Annotated in this window: 20 protein-coding genes; 11 read left to right on the plus strand and 9 right to left on the minus strand. The window is 58.1% G+C overall.

Annotated features, from left to right (window positions below):
- Positions 1-50: 50 nt before the first annotated feature.
- Complete coding sequence (gene ppnP, locus AC1RO5_RS25185) at positions 51-335, plus strand: pyrimidine/purine nucleoside phosphorylase (protein WP_018929993.1); 285 nt, start codon at positions 51-53, stop codon at positions 333-335.
- A gap of 70 nt (positions 336-405) precedes the next feature.
- Here the strand turns inward: ppnP and AC1RO5_RS25190 are convergent, their stop codons facing one another.
- Together AC1RO5_RS25190 and AC1RO5_RS25195 are read right to left on the minus strand one after the other, a co-directional pair.
- Positions 406-1,209: an MOSC domain-containing protein gene (locus AC1RO5_RS25190; RefSeq protein WP_493178268.1), complete on the minus strand. Its 804-nt coding sequence runs from the start codon at positions 1,207-1,209 to the stop codon at positions 406-408.
- A 147-nt stretch (positions 1,210-1,356) separates the two neighbouring features.
- Positions 1,357-2,292, minus strand: coding sequence for a chemotaxis protein CheV (locus AC1RO5_RS25195; protein ID WP_007940052.1), 936 nt, complete (start codon positions 2,290-2,292; stop codon positions 1,357-1,359).
- A gap of 461 nt (positions 2,293-2,753) precedes the next feature.
- On the opposite strand from AC1RO5_RS25195, the gene AC1RO5_RS25200 reads away from it, so the two are divergent.
- The 3 genes from AC1RO5_RS25200 (at position 2,754) to AC1RO5_RS25210 (ending at position 5,266) form a co-directional block, all read left to right on the plus strand.
- Positions 2,754-3,224: a hypothetical protein gene (locus AC1RO5_RS25200; RefSeq protein WP_007940050.1), complete on the plus strand. Its 471-nt coding sequence runs from the start codon at positions 2,754-2,756 to the stop codon at positions 3,222-3,224.
- A gap of 492 nt (positions 3,225-3,716) precedes the next feature.
- The gene (locus AC1RO5_RS25205) at positions 3,717-4,610 is read left to right on the plus strand and encodes a sensor histidine kinase (RefSeq protein WP_493178293.1); all 894 of its coding nucleotides are present in this window, start codon (positions 3,717-3,719) and stop codon (positions 4,608-4,610) included.
- Positions 4,607-5,266 (plus strand): response regulator, encoded by a 660-nt coding sequence (locus tag AC1RO5_RS25210; RefSeq protein ID WP_019582509.1) that lies wholly within the window; start codon positions 4,607-4,609, stop codon positions 5,264-5,266. The genes AC1RO5_RS25205 and AC1RO5_RS25210 overlap by 4 nt, the downstream gene beginning before the upstream one ends.
- Here the strand turns inward: AC1RO5_RS25210 and yegS are convergent.
- Positions 5,250-6,167, minus strand: a complete 918-nt coding sequence (gene yegS / locus AC1RO5_RS25215) for a lipid kinase YegS (protein ID WP_493178270.1) — start codon at positions 6,165-6,167, stop codon at positions 5,250-5,252. The two genes, AC1RO5_RS25210 and yegS, sit on opposite strands and share 17 nt — an antisense overlap.
- Before the next feature lie 323 nt (positions 6,168-6,490).
- Between yegS and AC1RO5_RS25220 the strand changes: the two genes are divergently transcribed.
- Positions 6,491-6,799, plus strand: coding sequence for a hypothetical protein (locus AC1RO5_RS25220; protein ID WP_493178271.1), 309 nt, complete (start codon positions 6,491-6,493; stop codon positions 6,797-6,799).
- Between the two features lie 66 nt (positions 6,800-6,865).
- Here AC1RO5_RS25220 and AC1RO5_RS25225 read toward each other — a convergent pair whose 3' ends face one another.
- Both AC1RO5_RS25225 and moaB read right to left on the minus strand, forming a co-directional pair.
- Positions 6,866-8,092: a molybdopterin molybdotransferase MoeA gene (locus AC1RO5_RS25225; protein ID WP_493178272.1), complete on the minus strand. Its 1,227-nt coding sequence runs from the start codon at positions 8,090-8,092 to the stop codon at positions 6,866-6,868.
- Complete coding sequence (gene moaB, locus AC1RO5_RS25230) at positions 8,076-8,615, minus strand: molybdenum cofactor biosynthesis protein B (protein ID WP_007940044.1); 540 nt, start codon at positions 8,613-8,615, stop codon at positions 8,076-8,078. Before moaB ends, AC1RO5_RS25225 begins: the two co-directional genes overlap by 17 nt.
- Before the next feature lie 81 nt (positions 8,616-8,696).
- On the opposite strand from moaB, the gene mobA reads away from it, so the two are divergent.
- Positions 8,697-9,299 carry a molybdenum cofactor guanylyltransferase MobA gene (mobA, locus tag AC1RO5_RS25235; protein ID WP_493178274.1) on the plus strand — a complete coding sequence of 201 codons (603 nt, stop codon included), beginning with the start codon at positions 8,697-8,699 and terminating at the stop codon, positions 9,297-9,299.
- 76 nt (positions 9,300-9,375) lie between these two features.
- Positions 9,376-9,597, plus strand: coding sequence for a YgdI/YgdR family lipoprotein (locus tag AC1RO5_RS25240; RefSeq protein ID WP_258613333.1), 222 nt, complete (start codon positions 9,376-9,378; stop codon positions 9,595-9,597).
- Positions 9,598-9,681: 84 nt separating this feature from the next.
- On the opposite strand, the gene AC1RO5_RS25245 is transcribed toward AC1RO5_RS25240, so the two are convergent.
- The 3 genes from AC1RO5_RS25245 to AC1RO5_RS25255 all read right to left on the minus strand — a co-directional run bounded on the left by AC1RO5_RS25245 (position 9,682) and on the right by AC1RO5_RS25255 (position 11,368).
- Positions 9,682-10,572 (minus strand): pseudouridine synthase, encoded by an 891-nt coding sequence (locus AC1RO5_RS25245; RefSeq protein ID WP_493178275.1) that lies wholly within the window; start codon positions 10,570-10,572, stop codon positions 9,682-9,684.
- A gap of 72 nt (positions 10,573-10,644) precedes the next feature.
- Positions 10,645-10,965 carry a transcriptional regulator gene (locus tag AC1RO5_RS25250; RefSeq protein ID WP_493178276.1) on the minus strand — a complete coding sequence of 107 codons (321 nt, stop codon included), beginning with the start codon at positions 10,963-10,965 and terminating at the stop codon, positions 10,645-10,647.
- A gap of 160 nt (positions 10,966-11,125) precedes the next feature.
- Complete coding sequence (locus tag AC1RO5_RS25255; RefSeq protein ID WP_493178294.1) at positions 11,126-11,368, minus strand: glutaredoxin family protein; 243 nt, start codon at positions 11,366-11,368, stop codon at positions 11,126-11,128.
- A 198-nt stretch (positions 11,369-11,566) separates the two neighbouring features.
- On the opposite strand from AC1RO5_RS25255, the gene AC1RO5_RS25260 reads away from it, so the two are divergent.
- Complete coding sequence (locus AC1RO5_RS25260) at positions 11,567-13,279, plus strand: cation:proton antiporter (protein WP_493178277.1); 1,713 nt, start codon at positions 11,567-11,569, stop codon at positions 13,277-13,279.
- A gap of 1 nt (position 13,280) precedes the next feature.
- Here AC1RO5_RS25260 and AC1RO5_RS25265 read toward each other — a convergent pair whose 3' ends face one another.
- Entirely contained in the window at positions 13,281-14,489 is a 1,209-nt protein-coding gene (locus AC1RO5_RS25265; protein ID WP_493178278.1) for an ammonium transporter, read from the minus strand.
- A gap of 305 nt (positions 14,490-14,794) precedes the next feature.
- Here AC1RO5_RS25265 and AC1RO5_RS25270 point away from each other — a divergent pair, with 305 nt between their 5' ends.
- The 3 genes from AC1RO5_RS25270 to AC1RO5_RS25280 are packed head-to-tail and all read left to right on the plus strand — an operon-like array spanning position 14,795 to position 15,838.
- A complete protein-coding gene (locus AC1RO5_RS25270) occupies positions 14,795-15,109 on the plus strand; it encodes an ElaB/YgaM/YqjD family protein (protein ID WP_493178280.1) in 315 nt (104 codons plus the stop codon).
- A gap of 1 nt (position 15,110) precedes the next feature.
- On the plus strand, positions 15,111-15,500 hold the full coding sequence (locus AC1RO5_RS25275; protein WP_258672901.1) for a phage holin family protein: 390 nt from the start codon (positions 15,111-15,113) through the stop codon (positions 15,498-15,500).
- Positions 15,497-15,838, plus strand: coding sequence for a hypothetical protein (locus AC1RO5_RS25280; RefSeq protein ID WP_493178281.1), 342 nt, complete (start codon positions 15,497-15,499; stop codon positions 15,836-15,838). The genes AC1RO5_RS25275 and AC1RO5_RS25280 overlap by 4 nt, the downstream gene beginning before the upstream one ends.
- The last annotated feature ends 87 nt before the right edge of the window (positions 15,839-15,925 follow it).

Below are 15,925 nucleotides of genomic sequence, written 5' to 3' on the forward strand. Positions count from 1 at the left end.
ACCTTGTGCATACTGGCCGGCCCTTTTTAGCCCTTTTCGAGGAATCGCCCATGTTTAAAGTCAACGAGTACTTCGACGGCACCGTCAAGTCGATCGCCTTTGGCACCGCTGAAGGTCCGGCAACCATCGGCGTCATGGCACCGGGCGAATACGAATTCGGCACCAGCCAGCGTGAAATCATGCACGTGGTGTCCGGCGCCCTGACCGTCAAACTGCCTGACAGCAGCGACTGGCAAACCTTCGCCGCCGGCAGCCAGTTCAACGTGCCCGCCAACAGCAAGTTCCAGCTGAAAGTGGCCGTCGACACCGCTTACCTGTGCGAATACCGCGGCTAAACCCGAGGGTTTTCACTGCGACAAAAAATGCCCGTGTCCAAGGACACGGGCATTTTTTTATTGAGGGCTGCTATTCGAGGATCGTCACCGGCATGCCGACTTCGAGCCGGCCATTACCGTCATTGACCAGGTTCTGCCCGAACATCGCGCCGTCCTCTTGAGCCCGATATTGCTGCAAGGTCGCCAGAGGCTCGCGATCGTCGCTGCGTTCACCGGTCTGCGGGTCGATGGTGGTCAGAATGCAACGTGAGCAGGACTTGACCACGCGGAACTCGACATCGCCAATGCGGATGCGCTTCCAGCCATCTTCGGCGTACGCCTCGCTGCCCTCGATCACCAGATTAGGCCGAAAGCGCAACATCTCCAGCGGCCGCCCGGCCCGTTGCGACAAGTCTTCCAGCGACGCCTGGCCAATCAACAACAACGGAAAACCGTCGGCAAAAGCCACCTGATCGTCGTCCTTGCCGTAGCCGGCCTGGGTGGTCCGTGCGCGATCGAGCGGCACGTGCACCAGACGCGTCGGCTTGCCGATGAACTCACTGACCCAGGCAGCCGCAGCAATACCGGCATCGGGCACGCGCAAGGTGTCGCGCCAGATAGTCACGCCGCGCAGCTCCGCATCGCTGGTGGGCAAGGCAATATCGATCGGTGAATAGCCTTGGGCACTGAGGGTCAAGCCACCGCTTGCGTTCCACAACGCCGACAGCTGACTCATTTTCGCCTCCGCGCGCTGGGTCAGAAAGCGCCCGCTGGCCTCGTCGACCAGCATCCAGCGTCGGTCGCCGTCCAGCCCCAGTTTGTCCAGGCTGACCTGATTCAAGGTCTCGCCCTTGCCGGATTTCAACGGAAAACGATAAAGCGCGCTCAGACGCATGGCCAGCTCCCTGGTGGCTAAAAAAAACCACCCTATACGAGCTTGATCGCCGAATCAAAGGCCTGTTGAGAGGGCTTGCCCACTTTTCGCAGGAGCCAGCGATGCGGCGAGTCGGATCGCCGCACCGCTGGCTCCTACATGCCCATTTCAGGCTGGAACTGCATCGAGCATCAGGCGCTGGCGCACCACGTCGACGAGTTTGTCGGGCTGGAATTTGGAGAGGAAGTTGTCGCAGCCGACCTTCTTGACCATCGAGTCGTTGAAGCTACCCGACAGCGAGGTGTGCAGGACCACATAAAGACCGCGCAAACGGGGGTCGTTGCGAATCTCGGTGGTCAGGCGATAGCCGTCCATCTCCGGCATTTCCGCATCGGTGAAGATCATCAACAGTTTGTCAGTCATGTTCACACCGGTATCAGCCCAGGCCTTGAGCATGTTCAGCGCCTTCAAGCCATCGCTGGCGATGTGCATCTTCACGCCCAACTGACCCAAGGTGTCGCGCAATTGCGACAGGGCCACATTCGAGTCATCCACCAGCAGCACTTCACGGCCACGGGCGCGCTCCAGAACCGGATCGTCGAGTTTGTCGCGCGAGACCTTGGCGTTGTACGGCACGATTTCGGCCAGGACTTTTTCGACGTCGATGATTTCCACCAGCTGATCGTCGACCTTGCTGATGGCGGTCAGGTAATGCTGGCGACCGGCGCTGGTCGGCGGCGGCAGAATGGCTTCCCAGTTCATATTGACGATGCGGTCCACGCCACCGACCAGAAATGCCTGCACCGAGCGGTTGTACTCGGTGACGATGATCGTACTGGTGGGGCTTGGCACCAGCGGACGCATGCCGATGGCCTGGGACAGGTCGATCACCGGCAGCGTCTGGCCACGCAGGTTGACCACGCCACAAACAAAGGGGTGGCGCTGCGGCATCAGGGTCAGCTTCGGCAGCTGCAGCACTTCCTGGACCTTGAAGACATTGATCGCGAATAATTGCCGTCCGGCCAGCCGGAACATGAGAATTTCCAGGCGATTCTCACCCACCAGTTGCGTGCGTTGGTCTACCGTGTCGAGAATGCCGGCCATTAATGACTCCTGGGCTTGTTCTGATGAATTCACTAAAGAGAGTTATCGGCAGTTTTTGCCGAATCTTGACCCCTGGACAAAATGCCATGCCAAGCATTGATGTCACATTAGCATCATGCTTTACTGACCCCGTGATTCCATCTGCTTCATCCCTTGCGGCGCGACCTCGGTTTGCACGTTAGGTTCCCCTGTGTAAGGGATTCCCCTAGGCACAATCAGGCCCAACCTGATATTCGCAATATCCAATAGCCATTAATGTGACGCCATTCTCATTGCATGAACGGAGTCAGGCTTTTGTGTGCGATCGCAGGTCAGTGGCCATCCACCCTCTCGAGTTCCCCAGTCGGTGCCCAAGCCTGCCAGAGCGCGATCTCACGAAGGCATGGCAGCGCCGGGACACGTAAGGTTCTCGTCGACACACACGACATTCCCTCATCTGACATGACGTTGTGGAGATAAGCATGGCGAACAACCCTAAAGAGTGGGCCCAGCGATTTCCGGAGTTTCTCGTCGAGGCTGAAACACTCCTGGCCAAGTCCGAGGAATGCCTGAGTCATTTGCAGTTGATCAGCAATGACAAGGACGCCATCGATTGCATGCTCAGCACCCTTCTCAAGCTGGCAAGCAAGGCCGATGCCTTGGCACTGGCAACGGTTTCGGAATTCTCACTGCACATTCATGGATTGCTGAGCCACGCCCAGAATCACATGGACCTGCACGATCAGGCCCTGGATGCGCTCAAGGATTGCTTCACGTTAATGGCCTGGCAACTCGAACTCATCGACCAGACCACCGGCCAACTCGGCCTCGATGACAGTGAACAGACGTCCCTGATCGAAGCGTTTGCATTTCAAGTGGGACAAAGTCAGTTTCAGCCGCCCAGCCACTCCAAACAGTTCAGGCTCGTTTCGTTCTCTGAACGGCAGGCTTAAATTCACCAACCCCGTGTTGCGCATTTTTTATTGTAATGATGCCGCCCTGTAACTTGAGTGTGCGCATGCCGCAATTGAATATTTCATACCCGTCGATGGCAGCTCGAAACAAATAGTTACCCCAGCCCCGACTTCAGATAGTGCCTGCCAATAAAAACAAAACGGCTGGCACACTCGATATCTTTCGAAGATAAAAATCAAAAGTTTTTCCATTGTGGAACCATCGTCCAAAAACGTTATTTCTTGAAGGTCCCTACCTATATACCGAACGCGACCAACGGTATCTTAAGTGGTATTATGCCGCCCATTCGTTGACGTCAATTAATGGCAGAGTGACCCTCGGCGCGAACAAGCCCATAACATTAAAGGCTTTATTTCGAGCATTGCACTGCTGTCATTAAAGGCGACTCATACAACCTATTTTCATACAGAGACCCGTCAGCCCTTATGGCCGGTCTGCCCGCAGCGAACATTCTATTGGCTCCATCCGCTATGTACGCCAGCCTCAAGTCAATCGCCCAGTGGCCACCCTCCCGAAAAAGCGCGCGCCGGTTCACGCTTTTCGTGTGCACCTGCTCGGCGCTTGGCAGCCTGTTGGTCTACAGCTTGTCGATGCCAGTGCCTGTGAGTCTGCTGGTGCTCAATAGTGCGGCGCTGACCTGCGTCTGGGTGGGGCATCGCCTCTCGCTCAAATCGATAAAGTTTCAGCCTCAAGAATTGGCCGACCGTCTGCTGGAAGTTCAGGAAAACGAACGTCACCGGCTCAGTCGGGAACTGCATGATGATATTGGCCAATTGCTGACCGCCGCAAAACTTCAAAGTGAATGGCTCAAACGTCGATTGCCTGAAGAACTGCAGGGTCAATGTTCGGTACTCTGCGATACGCTGGATGAAACCCTGACCAAGGTTCGTGATGTATCAGCCATCCTGAACCCACGACAGTTGACCAGTCTCGGGCTGGAGGCCAGTCTGCGTGCGCATTTACTCAGAACCCTGGCCAATACGTCCGTGAACTGGAGCCTGGAATGCCATCAACGTTTGACTGGCATACCGGAAGAAATGGCGGTGGCGGCCTTTCGCATCACTCAAGAAGCGGTTACCAATATGCTGCGCCATGCCGAAGCCAGGAATCTGTTGGTCCGCCTGCAACGTCTGCCCCAAGGCCTGACGTTGTTAATCAGTGACGATGGCCTGGGGTTCGAGCCAGCGGCAGACCCTGCTCGCGAAGGGCAACGCGGAATGGCCGGAATGTCGGAACGAATCGATCAATTAGGCGGCACGCTGACCGTGACCAGCGAGCCGGGCAAAGGCACTCAAATCGAAGCACTCTTCCCTTGGGCGCCCCGTGCGCTGGAACGGGCCAGTACGAATAAGGTTATGCGTTGACTTGTAACTTACTTCTGGTGGACGACCACTCGCTTATCAGGGCTGGCGTGCGCGCTCTGGTGCTGGATATTCCCGGCTATGCGGTCATTGGGGAGGCCAGTGACGGCTCGCAGTTACTCGAGATGGTCGAGCAACTGTCCCCGGACATCATCCTGCTGGATATCTCCATGAGGAAAACCGGTGGCCTTGAAGCCTTGCAGCGACTCAAACGAGTACGTCCGCAGTGCAAAGTGCTCATCCTGTCGATGCACACCGACCCGGCGCTCATCATGCAGGCACTCGAATCCGGGGCTCATGGCTATCTGCTCAAAGACACCACCGCCACCGAGCTCGAACATGCCCTGGATGCCTTGCGCAATAACGAACGCTACCTGAGCCCGGCCATTGCCCACACCGTCATCAACCAAGCGCTGACCCGAACCCAGAAAAATCAGGCGCCAACCCAGGACTCGCACAACCTGACGGCACGCCAGCTGGAAATCCTGCGGTTGATTGTTCGCGGAAAATCCACCCGGGAAATCGCCAATGGCCTGGGCCTGAGCATCAAGACTGTCGAAACCCACCGCTCGCAGATCATGAAACGCTTGCAGATCTACGATGTGGCCGGCCTGGTGTTGTTCGCCGTGCGCGAGCAAATCATCAGTCTGGACGATTAGCCGGATTCGAGCCGCTCAGCAGCGGCGAGCCCTCGGGCAAATGCACCCGCAATGCCGCAGGCCGTGCCGAAAAACGCAGGCTATCGCCCTCCAGAGGCTCACCATCAAGGTTGATATAAAGGCCCTCCGAGACTTTTATCTCGATCCACGGCAAGCGGGCTCGCACAAACATGTTGTCGATTCCGAAGCCATCGGTCAGCAGCTCTTTCAAGGTACCGACCACCTCCTGGGGCGCGGGCAAAATGCTGATATCCAGCAGACCATCGTCAGCCAGCGCCTGCGGGCACAACACATGACCACCGCCAGCCTGTCGGCCATTGCCGATACCCAATGCCAACAGCTCGCCAGCCCAGTGAAAATCCGGCCCCTGCAACTCGCCATAGGCCGCATGCAACTCACTGAAGCGCGATAAACCGGTGAAGAGATAAGCCGCGCCGCCAAGAATTTTTTTCAGATCCTCGGAAGTATTGGCCGTGACCTGACTGCCAAAACCGCCCGTGGCCATGTTCAGAAACACCTGCCCGCCGACCTCCCCCAGATCAATGGCATGAGGGGCGGCCTCCAACAGCTCCAGCGCCTGGGCGGGCTCCAGGGGCACACCAGCGGCGCGTGCAAAGTCGTTGGCGGTGCCCAAGGGCATAAGCACCAGGCTGGCCTGCGTCGAATATGCCGCCATGGCTTCGGCGATATCACGCAAGGTGCCATCACCGCCGCCGGCAATCAGCTGCGTATAGCCCGCCGTCAACGCTTCCGCCACCAGCCGCTGCGCATCACCGGCCTCCCAGGTCAGTCGAACAGCCAGCTCCCAGCCTTGTTGGCGCTTGCCTTCGACAGCTGAACGGACCTGCTCATTGAGTGCCTGCTTGCCATGCAGAATCAACAACGCCTTGCGCTCACTCATTTTGATCACCCCCCTATCCGAATCCGTATGGGAGATGTTGACCTCGCAGCCCCTTATAAAAGTCGCAAGGATTTCAATTATTTCCAGGGGAAGGACACTTGAGTCCTACAGAGCGGTATTTTTTCTTACAAAACCTGAGGAATCGGCTCAATTGACCCATCAGGGCAATTGGTACACCGTTGTGTCAGCGGTTATCAGTCATCACCAGAAATTACACAGGGACGTGCAAACAATGAATGGAACCCCCTTAAGGGCCTCAAAAATCGCAAGCAATAACAGTATCGGCCATCTGAATGGTTTTAACGCAAGGAGCCAATTACTCCATGCAAAGCCATGACCTCAGACTACCGGTAACTCCGGTCGCGCCGTTCGCAGACAATCACGCCAATCATCAGGCTGAATTCAAAAGCAGCGCAAAGCCCACCGGAGAAGTTGATATGGAACCTCGCGTCACTGAGCTGGAGACACACCTCAAGTACATCCGCAGAGACCTGGATGAAGTCCGTGGCGACGTCAAATCCATCAAGCACAGGCTCGCCTATTCCGCTGGCGGAACAGCCGTGGTCCTGGGGCTTTTGACCTGGATCTCCAACAGTCGCTTCGACCAGGTCGTGACACTTCTGGCAAATTAAGGAACGGTCATGCACGCAAGCCCCAACGCTTTCAACCGGGCTTGCGTGACGGAACCAGGGCCTGCATCAGCCCAGGACTTCACTCAACGGGATGAAGCTCACACAATCACCCTCGATCAGCGTACGGTCCTCCAACACTTCAACCAGACCGTCCGCCCAGGCGGCACTGCGCAGTACGCCGGAACTCTGATTCTTGTAGATGATTGCCCGGCCATTCTCCAGACGTCCGCGCAAGTACTCACGTCGGTTACCAGCCTTTGACCACACAAACCCTGCCGGCACCTGAAACTTCAGGGGTTCGATCTCTTTTACGCCTTGGCGGCGCAAGAGGTAGGGCCTCGCCAACAGAGCAAAAGTCACCAGGGTTGACGCCGGATTGCCGGGCAAACCAATGACAGGCACACCGCGAAAATGCCCGAACGTCAACGGCTTGCCTGGCTTGATGGCAAGCTTCCACAGGGTCAACTCGCCCTCTTCCCGCAAGGCAATGCCCAGAAAGTCGGCTTCTCCCACCGATACGCCACCGGTGGAGAGAATCAGGTCGACATCCTTCAACTCGCCGAGACGGGCACGAGTGGTCGCTAAATCATCGGGCAGAATGCCGGCATCGATCACCTCACAGCCCAAGCGCTGCAACCAGCTGCAAAGCAACACTCGATTGCTGTTGTAGATCTGTCCCGGTCCAAGGGCCTGGCCCGGTTCAATCAGCTCATCCCCGGTAGACAAGACCGCAACACGAACCTTGCGAACCACGTCCAGTTCAGCGCATCCCAACGATGCCGCCAGCCCCTGTTCGATGGGACCCAGGCGTGTACCGGCGGGCAAGATCAACTCACCGGCGGTGGTTTCCTGGCCTTGTGGACGGATGTTCTGTCCCGGGGTCATGGTCTCGGTGAAACGTACCCGCTCATCCGCCTGAACCTCGGCGTTCTCCTGCATCTCGACACAGTCGGCACCCGCGGGCACAGGCGCGCCGGTGAAGATCCGCGCACAGGTCCAAGGCTTCAAGGGCTCCGGAGCCTGGCCCGCAAAAATCTTCTGGCTGACCGGCAACGGTTCTCCCGTCCAGTCGGCGACGCGCAAGGCATACCCGTCCATGGCACTGTTGGGCCAGGGCGGCAGATCAAGTGTCGAGACCAGATCAGCAGCCAGTACACGCCCCTGAACCTGCGCCAACGGCAAGCGTTGGTGCTCATGAATTCTCGAGGCGTCGGCCATTTCCAGTAACCGCGCGAGCGCCACCTCGACAGCCATCAGGCTGCCAGTCTTGCCTGGCTTACCCGCGGGATTCACAGGGTGCCGCCTGTTTCAGATGGGTCACGAAATTGCACGGACGGTGCCGGGAATCCAGTTGTTCGGCGAGAATGCCGTCCCAACCGGTACGCACAGCATTGGTCGAACCCGGCAAGCAGCAAACCAGCGTGCCATTGGCCAGACCAGCCAGGGCCCGGGACTGAACCGTGGAAGTACCGATATCCGCCACCGATATCTGCCGGAACAGTTCACCAAAACCATCGACCTGCTTATCCAGCAGGCAACTCACCGCTTCGGGCGTGCTGTCACGACCGGTGAACCCGGTACCGCCAGTGATCAGCACCACTTGCACGACCTCATCGGCAATCCAGTTGGCCACTTGCGCACGAATTTTGTAGAGATCATCTTTGAGCAATACACGGGCCGCCAGGTTATGACCGGCAGCGCTCAAGCGGTCGACGAAGACCTGGCCTGAGGTATCGGTTTCCAGGGTACGGGTATCGCTGACAGTCAGCACCGCGATGTTGAGCGGTGCGAAAGGTACATCAGCCTTGGCTTTCATAGGCTCGTCCAGTTGTAGGAGAAACAGCCCGGTGTTATATCACAGCGCCTCATTTTTTCGCCGCCCCCATGGAGAAGTGCAATGACCTCGGATACACCTTTGGCGCCGTGCTCCATTTTGCTCCTGGCGGGCGGGCGTGGCCAACGCATGGGCGGTCAGGACAAAGGTTTGCTGGAATGGCACGGCGAGCCACTGATCGCGCATCTGCACCGCAAGACCCGTCTGCTGAGTGATGATCTGATCATCTCCTGCAACAGAAACCTGGAGAAATATGCGCCTTATGCGGATCAACTGGTCCATGACGATGAAGGCGACTTTCCGGGGCCGTTGGCGGGTATTCGCGCAGGCCTGAAGGCCGCCCGCCACACGCACCTGCTGGTATTGCCCTGCGATGTGCCACGCATCGATGCCGCGCTGCTCCAGAACATGCGTGAAACCGCCGCGCAGCATCCGGACAAACCGTTGATGCTGCGCCACGGCGAACACTGGGAACCTTTGCTGTGCATGATTCCCGTCATTCTTTCAGCGGCTTTCGAGACGGCCTGGAACGAAGGCGAGCGTAGCCCGGGCCGACTGATGCGCGCTTTGGGCGCTACAGCCCTGCAGTGCCCCGACAACGACCCTCGCCTGGCCAACCTCAATACGCCGGAACTGTTAAGCACGCATCACACTGTGTCAGACTGACACTCGAAGGAACTTGCGCGCGCTGCATACGTCTCAAGCTCAGTATTCAAAAGATTTTCCATTCGGAGACACACCCATGACCCAACGGACCCTCGCCACTTTCATGCTCGCACTGGGCCTTGCGACCCTCGCCGGTTGTGCATCGCCTTCAGTGATCACCTTGAATGACGGTCGAGAAATCCAGGCCGTCGACGCGCCTAAGTACGATCAAGAGTCAGGCTTCTACGAGTTCGAACAGCTTGATGGCAAACACACTCGCATTAACAAGGATCAGATCCGTACCGTTAAAGAGTTGTAATCTTTGTGGCGATAACCGGATACAGAAAAGCCCGCTTTTAAAGCGGGCTTTTTCGTGGCTGAAGAAAATCAGGTTTGCCTGTAATCACCACTCCAGGGTGATTGTGCTTTCGAACTCTCTGTCCTGCCCCGTGACCGGATCGACAAATCGCAATCCCTGGGCCAGCAGCTTCAAGGGGTTGGCATAGTCGTCTTCTGCGTCCTTGATCACCCGCGGATAGAACGGGTCATTGCAGATGCCAGCCCCCAGGGCCGCCATGTGCACTCGCAACTGATGTTTTTTGCCCGTTACCGGGTAAAGCGCATAGCGCCAGAATTCACCGTTTTTTTCCCTGACCTCGACAGCCGTCTCGGTATTGCTGACGCCCGGACCTTCCTGCATGCGAAAGAACGGCTCGCCATCGATGAGTCGACTTTTATGAACCATCGGGAATGTCAATCCAGGCAATGCCCGGGCGATTGCTTCGTAGCGCTTTTCGATCTGGCGTGTAGGAAACAATGACTGATACGCCGACCGACTCTGAGGATTGGCTGAGAACAGCACCAGCCCTGCCGTATGCCGGTCGATGCGATGCAAAGGCACCAGATGCGGGTTATCCAGTCGCCGGATCAGTCGCCGCAACAATGTCTGTTCCACATACTCCCCTGCCGGCGTCACCGGTAGAAAGTGCGGTTTGTCTGCCACCACCAGATGCTCGTCGGCATAGAGGATCGACTCCACCACAGGGATCGGTTTTTCGTCCGGCACTTCACGAAAATAATGAATCCGCAGACCTTCCTTGTAAGGCAGATCCAGGGCGATCGGCATGCCTTGCCCATCGAGGACACGACCGCGAGCAATTCTGTCCAGCCATTGCTCACGACCGATGGCGCTGAAGTGTTCGCACAGGCAATCGAATACGGTCTGCCACGGACCAGGCGGCAGATAGAGCGTGCTGGCCTGGTTGTGCGCAGCAGAAAAAGATGAAGTGGACATACGAAAAGCTCTAACCCTCAATGCAGGGCGGCATTATCCAACAGTGGCCGGATCGAACCTAGCAGAGATTCCTCAGGCCGGTATCGACCGGGTTCGAGCGGCCGCTTCGGTGAACTCCTTGAGCCAGCGCAGCACATCGACCGCTTCCCAGCGGCCCGGATCATAAAGCGCATACAACAACCCCTGATAGCCCACGACATCGAGCTGTCGGTGATAACCCGCACGCTGGAACAAGGCTTCGATTTCGGCGAAACAGGTATTGAAATGCAGTTTGTTGAAAGGCGTTTTTCCTTCCGTGACCAGGCCATCCAGACGCAACTCGAGGACCGCCTCGCGCACCACGTCTGCCGACATCCGGTTCACGCTGTTCTTCAATTGTTCGACATTGACCACATTTCATCCCTCTGACGTCCGGGATCGGCTGCCCAAACCCGAACAGGGAGAAGCATGGCAGGCAATCCAAATAACTGTATGCACATACAGTAACCGAATAACCGACCTTTCGCCAATGGATCAAACGAGGATCGCGACAGGTGGGAAATCGCCAGCAGCGTCAGGATTCGCGAAGGAACGCCACCACTTCATCGGCACCGAACGGCCAGCCCAGCTCAGCGCCGGTATCGACCCGTCGCAACACCGGAATACGCAGGCTGTAAGCTTCGAACCAGGTTTCATCGTCAGCGATATCCACCAGCTCCACCAACAGACCACGCTCGACAAACTCCATCAGCATGGCTTCGGCGACTTCACAAAGATGGCAACCAACGGTGCCGAACAGCTGACATTCAGGAGGCATGACGACAAGACCAAACGAGTAAGCGCTCATTCTAGGCCCGCCATCAAACGCAGTCGAGCCGACGTCCGAGCAACGGTGATTTCAAGAGTTTTCAGCAAAATTCTGACGCAAATCATTTGCGTCGCCGGTCATTTGCGCGATGCTCGCGTCTTTTTTGCCTCTACGCTTGAGTAGCCATAACCCTCACCGGAGTTTTTTGTGTTCGCCAACCTGTTGATCATCCTCGCCTCCTCCCTGGTGGTGATTGCACTGTTCCAGCGCCTGCGTTTGCCACCGGTGCTGGGCTATTTGTGCGTAGGACTGATGATCGGGCCGACAGCGTTCAACTGGGTGAATGAAAACGAAGATTTGCCCGATCTGGCTGAATTGGGCGTGGTGTTCCTGCTGTTCTCCCTGGGGCTTGAGTTTTCCCTGTCGAAGATGCTCGCACTGCGCCAAGTGGTGTTTGGCCTGGGCAGCCTGCAAGTGCTGGGGTCCGGGATCTTGCTGGGGGCATTGCTGATGCTGTTCGGCATGCCGATCACACCGGCACTGTTACTCGGTGCTGGCCTGGCGCTGTCGTCTACCGCCATTGTCAGCAAGGAGTTGAGCAGCCTCGGAGAAATATTCAGCCGGCACGGCCAAAATGCCATCGCCGTGCTGTTGTTCCAGGACGTGATCGCAGTATTGCTGCTGACCCTGGTGCCGGTGTTCTCCGGCAACAGCGACCAGGCTTGGTATTGGGCGCTGCCGTTGACGCTGGCCAAGACCCTGGTGCTGTTCGTCGGCCTGCTGCTGGCCAGTCGCTGGTTTCTGCCACGACTATTCCATGAAGTCGCCGCGGCCCGGTCCGCGGAGCTGTTCGTGCTGTTGGCGCTGGTGATCGTTCTGCTGACGGCCTGGCTGACTCACTTGCTCGGCCTCTCCCCTGCCCTGGGCGCCTTTCTCGCCGGCATGCTGCTGGGCGAAAGCCACTACCGACATCAGATCGAGGCCGACATCCGTCCATTCCGCGACATCCTGCTCGGAGTGTTCTTTGTCAGTATCGGCATGCTGATCGACTTGCGCCTGTTTGCCAGCCACGGCCTGCTGATTCTCGGGCTGACGCTGGGGTTGCTGCTGATCAAAGGCACCGTGGTTGCGCTGCTGGTCAAATGGCGCGGCAGCGATGGTGAAACCGCCTGGCGCAGCGGCCTGGCATTGGCTCAGGGCGGCGAATTCTGCTTTGCCCTGATGGCGCAGATGCAACAGAACAAACTGATGCCCGCCGACCTCGGCGGCCTGCTGCTGGCCGCCACGTTCTGCTCGATGCTGGTAACGCCTCTACTGCTGCGCGCCGCTCCCCGCATCGCCATGCGTCTGCACCGCAAACCCAACAAAGCAGCCGAGCTCGAAGAAATCAGCGCGCTCAACGCCGGCTTGCACAATCACGTAGTGATCTGTGGCTACGGCCGCGTCGGTCAGTCCATCGGGCGCTTCCTGCGTCATGTACAGCAACCGTACATTGCGCTGGACACCGACCCGGTGCGGGTCCAGGAAGCCGTGGTCAATGAAAGCAGTGTGCATTACGGCGACTCACGCCGCGGCGAGCTGCTGATCGCGATAGGGCTGGAGCGCGCAAGACTGTTGGTGGTTGCCGTGGACAAGACAGACATCGCCCTGTTGATACTCAAGGAAGCACGGCGGTACAACCCGACCGTGCCGATCCTGGTGCGCACCCGGGATGACAGCCAGTTGGCCGAGTTGAAGGCGGCCGGTGCCAGCGAAGTCGTACCCGAGTTACTGGAGTCCAGCCTGATGCTCGCCTCCCACGCGCTGATCATGCTGGGTATACCCGGCCAGCAGGTGCAGGACCGGGTCGACCAGGTACGGCATGACCGCTATCGCCTGCTGCACGATTTTTACCCCGGCACCGACGATGAAGAACGCTGATTCAATCCTGGCTCACGGCGCCGATCTTGTGCACCGACAAGTCCGCGCCGTAATACTCTTCTTCCTGGCTCAGGCGCAGGCCATAGACCGCCTTGATCGCGCCATACACGGCAAAACCACCGGCCAGCGCCACGACCACCCCCAAGGAAGTGCCGATCAACTGACTGATCAGGCTCACGCCCCCCAAACCACCCAAAGCGGTTTCCCCGAAGATGCCGCAAGCGATCCCGCCCCAGACGCCACACAGCCCATGCAAAGGCCAGACACCCAGCACATCGTCGATACGCCACTTGCCTTGAGCTGCGGTAAAGCACCAGACAAACAGGGCCCCGGCGATGGCGCCGGTCACCAATGCGCCCACCGGGTGCATCAGATCCGAGCCGGCGCAGATCGCCACCAATCCGGCCAACGGGCCGTTATGCAGGAAGCCCGGGTCATTGCGCCCGACGATCAACGCCGCCACCGTGCCGCCGACCATGGCCATCAACGAATTCACTGCCACCAGCCCGCTGACCCCTTGCAGGGTCTGGGCGCTCATCACGTTGAAACCGAACCAGCCGACGATCAGGATCCACGACCCCAACGCCAGGAAGGGAATGCTCGACGGCGCGAATGCCACCAGTCGCCCGTCGCGATAACGACCTTGCCTCGGCCCCAGCAGCAACACCGCCGCGAGTGCCAGCCAGCCGCCCATGGCGTGAACCACTACGGAGCCGGCGAAGTCATGGAAACTGGCGCCGAAACGTGCGAGCAACCAGGCTTGCAGACCGAAGTTGCCGTTCCAGACCACGCCTTCGAAGAAGGGGTAGATAAATGCCACGATCAGCACCGTCGCGCACAACTGCGGGACGAACCGGGCGCGCTCGGCGATGCCTCCGGAAATGATCGCCGGTATCGCCGCGGCAAAGGTCAGCAGAAAGAAAAACTTCACCAGCCCATAGCCATGGTCGGCGGTGATCACCGCCGCCGGTTGCATGAAACTGACCCCATAGGAAATCCAATAGCCTATAAAGAAGTAGGCCAGGGTCGAAATGGCGAAGTCGCTGAGGATCTTCGACAAGGCGTTGACCTGATTCTTTTGGCGAACCGTACCGACCTCAAGAAAGGCGAAACCGGCGTGCATGGCCAGGACCATGACCGCACCGATAAGGATGAACAACGTGTTGGAGCTATGGACCAGACTGTCCACAGCACTTTGCAGATTTTCCATGGATTGGCAGACCTGAAGGCTGAAAAAAGCACCAAAGCAGTTCGCACAGATGACCGACGCACCAAGTTGCAGCTCATCCAGACCGCAACGCTGATCCGGATGAACCACTTTGGCGCACAAGACCGCAGCCTCTGCGCGAGTTTTAATTGTTTGAGTCAGGGGTTTCCTGAAATCATGCCCGGCAACAGCGCAATGGCGCCGGCTGACGCACCACGACGTAGCAAAAGATGTACCAGTCATTTGTACTGAACCTTCGCGCAAGGCTCATACTCGAACGCTTCAGAAGCCACTTACGGAGATCACCAATGGCACGCATCAAGGCAAAGACTGCTCAAGAAATTCTGATGGAAGATTTTCAGACACTGGTCAGCGACACCGAGCGGTTGCTGGAACACACCGCCTCCCTGGCCGGTGATCAGGCCGATGAGCTGCGCGAGCAGATTCGCGACAGCCTGCTGCGTGCCCGGGAAACCCTGAAGCTGACCGAAGACGCCCTGCACGAGCGCGGCAAAGCGGCTGTCGCCGCCACGGAAGATTACGTCCAGGCCAACCCATGGCAATCTGTCGGGATCGCAGCCGGCGTGGGTTTCCTGATTGGTCTGCTGGCCACTCGGCGCTGATATGGCGATCGATGAATCCGGCTCGTCCGCGACGGGCACCCGCTCTTCATCGCGGCGCCTGGGTGCCGCATTTCTTGGATTGCTGCACAGCCATGTCGAACTGTTCGGCATCGAGCTACAGGAGCAAAAAGCACGCACCGTAAGCCTGTTGCTGTTTGCCGGCCTGACGCTGGTCTTTGCCTTGTTGTTGCTGGTGGGGTTGTCGACGCTGGTGTTGATCCTGTTTTGGGACACCTATCGCCTGGCGGCAATCATCGGGCTCTGTGTGTTCTACACCCTCGCAGCGTTGTTCTGCGCAATGCGCTTGAGGGCGGCGATTTTCGATGAGTCCTCGCCCTTCCATGGCACTCTGGAAGAGCTGGCCAACGATCGGGAGCGCCTGTTGCCATGAACTTGCCTGAACTTCCCCGTAACAGCTCGCGCACGGAAATGCGCAAGGCGCTGATCCGCCTGCGCATGGAAATGCATCGCCAGGAAATTCGCCACGAATCCCAACAACTGCTGCAGCCCCTGCAACGGGTGCGTGGCATGACGCAAAACCTGCAAGACGGTTTCGGCATCAAACACGCTCCGCTCTGGGGCATCGCGGCCGTGATCGGGTTGGGCTTTCTGACCGGCAAGGGTGCCAAGGGCGGAGGTATCGGTAGCCTGACCAAGCTGGTTAGCCTGGGCGCTGCATTGGGGCCACTGATCAAGCTGGTCATGCAGAGCGCTTCGCGCAAACACTAATCAGTCTTGTCTGGCTGCATTCTTGCAATACCACCGGGATTAACCTCTTTATCGAGAGGTTGATCCTGCGTGCCTACCTGGCGACCA

It is taken from the genome of Pseudomonas sp. GW822-FHT02G04 (assembly GCF_058802085.1).

Bases quoted from the DNA above. Each gene is read 5' to 3' on its own strand.
- AC1RO5_RS25190 (WP_493178268.1), bottom strand. From the start codon at position 1,209: ATGCGTCTGAGCGCGCTTTATCGTTTTCCGTTGAAATCCGGCAAGGGC.
- AC1RO5_RS25220 (WP_493178271.1), top strand. From the start codon at position 6,491: ATGCAAAGCCATGACCTCAGACTACCGGTAACTCCGGTCGCGCCGTTC.
- ppnP (WP_018929993.1), top strand. From the start codon at position 51: ATGTTTAAAGTCAACGAGTACTTCGACGGCACCGTCAAGTCGATCGCC.
- AC1RO5_RS25200 (WP_007940050.1), top strand. From the start codon at position 2,754: ATGGCGAACAACCCTAAAGAGTGGGCCCAGCGATTTCCGGAGTTTCTC.
- AC1RO5_RS25255 (WP_493178294.1), bottom strand. From the start codon at position 11,368: ATGCCTCCTGAATGTCAGCTGTTCGGCACCGTTGGTTGCCATCTTTGT.
- AC1RO5_RS25275 (WP_258672901.1), top strand. From the start codon at position 15,111: ATGGCGATCGATGAATCCGGCTCGTCCGCGACGGGCACCCGCTCTTCA.
- yegS (WP_493178270.1), bottom strand. From the start codon at position 6,167: ATGAGTGAGCGCAAGGCGTTGTTGATTCTGCATGGCAAGCAGGCACTC.
- AC1RO5_RS25245 (WP_493178275.1), bottom strand. From the start codon at position 10,572: ATGTCCACTTCATCTTTTTCTGCTGCGCACAACCAGGCCAGCACGCTC.
- mobA (WP_493178274.1), top strand. From the start codon at position 8,697: ATGACCTCGGATACACCTTTGGCGCCGTGCTCCATTTTGCTCCTGGCG.
- AC1RO5_RS25280 (WP_493178281.1), top strand. From the start codon at position 15,497: ATGAACTTGCCTGAACTTCCCCGTAACAGCTCGCGCACGGAAATGCGC.
- AC1RO5_RS25270 (WP_493178280.1), top strand. From the start codon at position 14,795: ATGGCACGCATCAAGGCAAAGACTGCTCAAGAAATTCTGATGGAAGAT.
- AC1RO5_RS25240 (WP_258613333.1), top strand. From the start codon at position 9,376: ATGACCCAACGGACCCTCGCCACTTTCATGCTCGCACTGGGCCTTGCG.
- AC1RO5_RS25205 (WP_493178293.1), top strand. From the start codon at position 3,717: ATGTACGCCAGCCTCAAGTCAATCGCCCAGTGGCCACCCTCCCGAAAA.
- AC1RO5_RS25195 (WP_007940052.1), bottom strand. From the start codon at position 2,292: ATGGCCGGCATTCTCGACACGGTAGACCAACGCACGCAACTGGTGGGT.
- AC1RO5_RS25265 (WP_493178278.1), bottom strand. From the start codon at position 14,489: ATGGAAAATCTGCAAAGTGCTGTGGACAGTCTGGTCCATAGCTCCAAC.
- moaB (WP_007940044.1), bottom strand. From the start codon at position 8,615: ATGAAAGCCAAGGCTGATGTACCTTTCGCACCGCTCAACATCGCGGTG.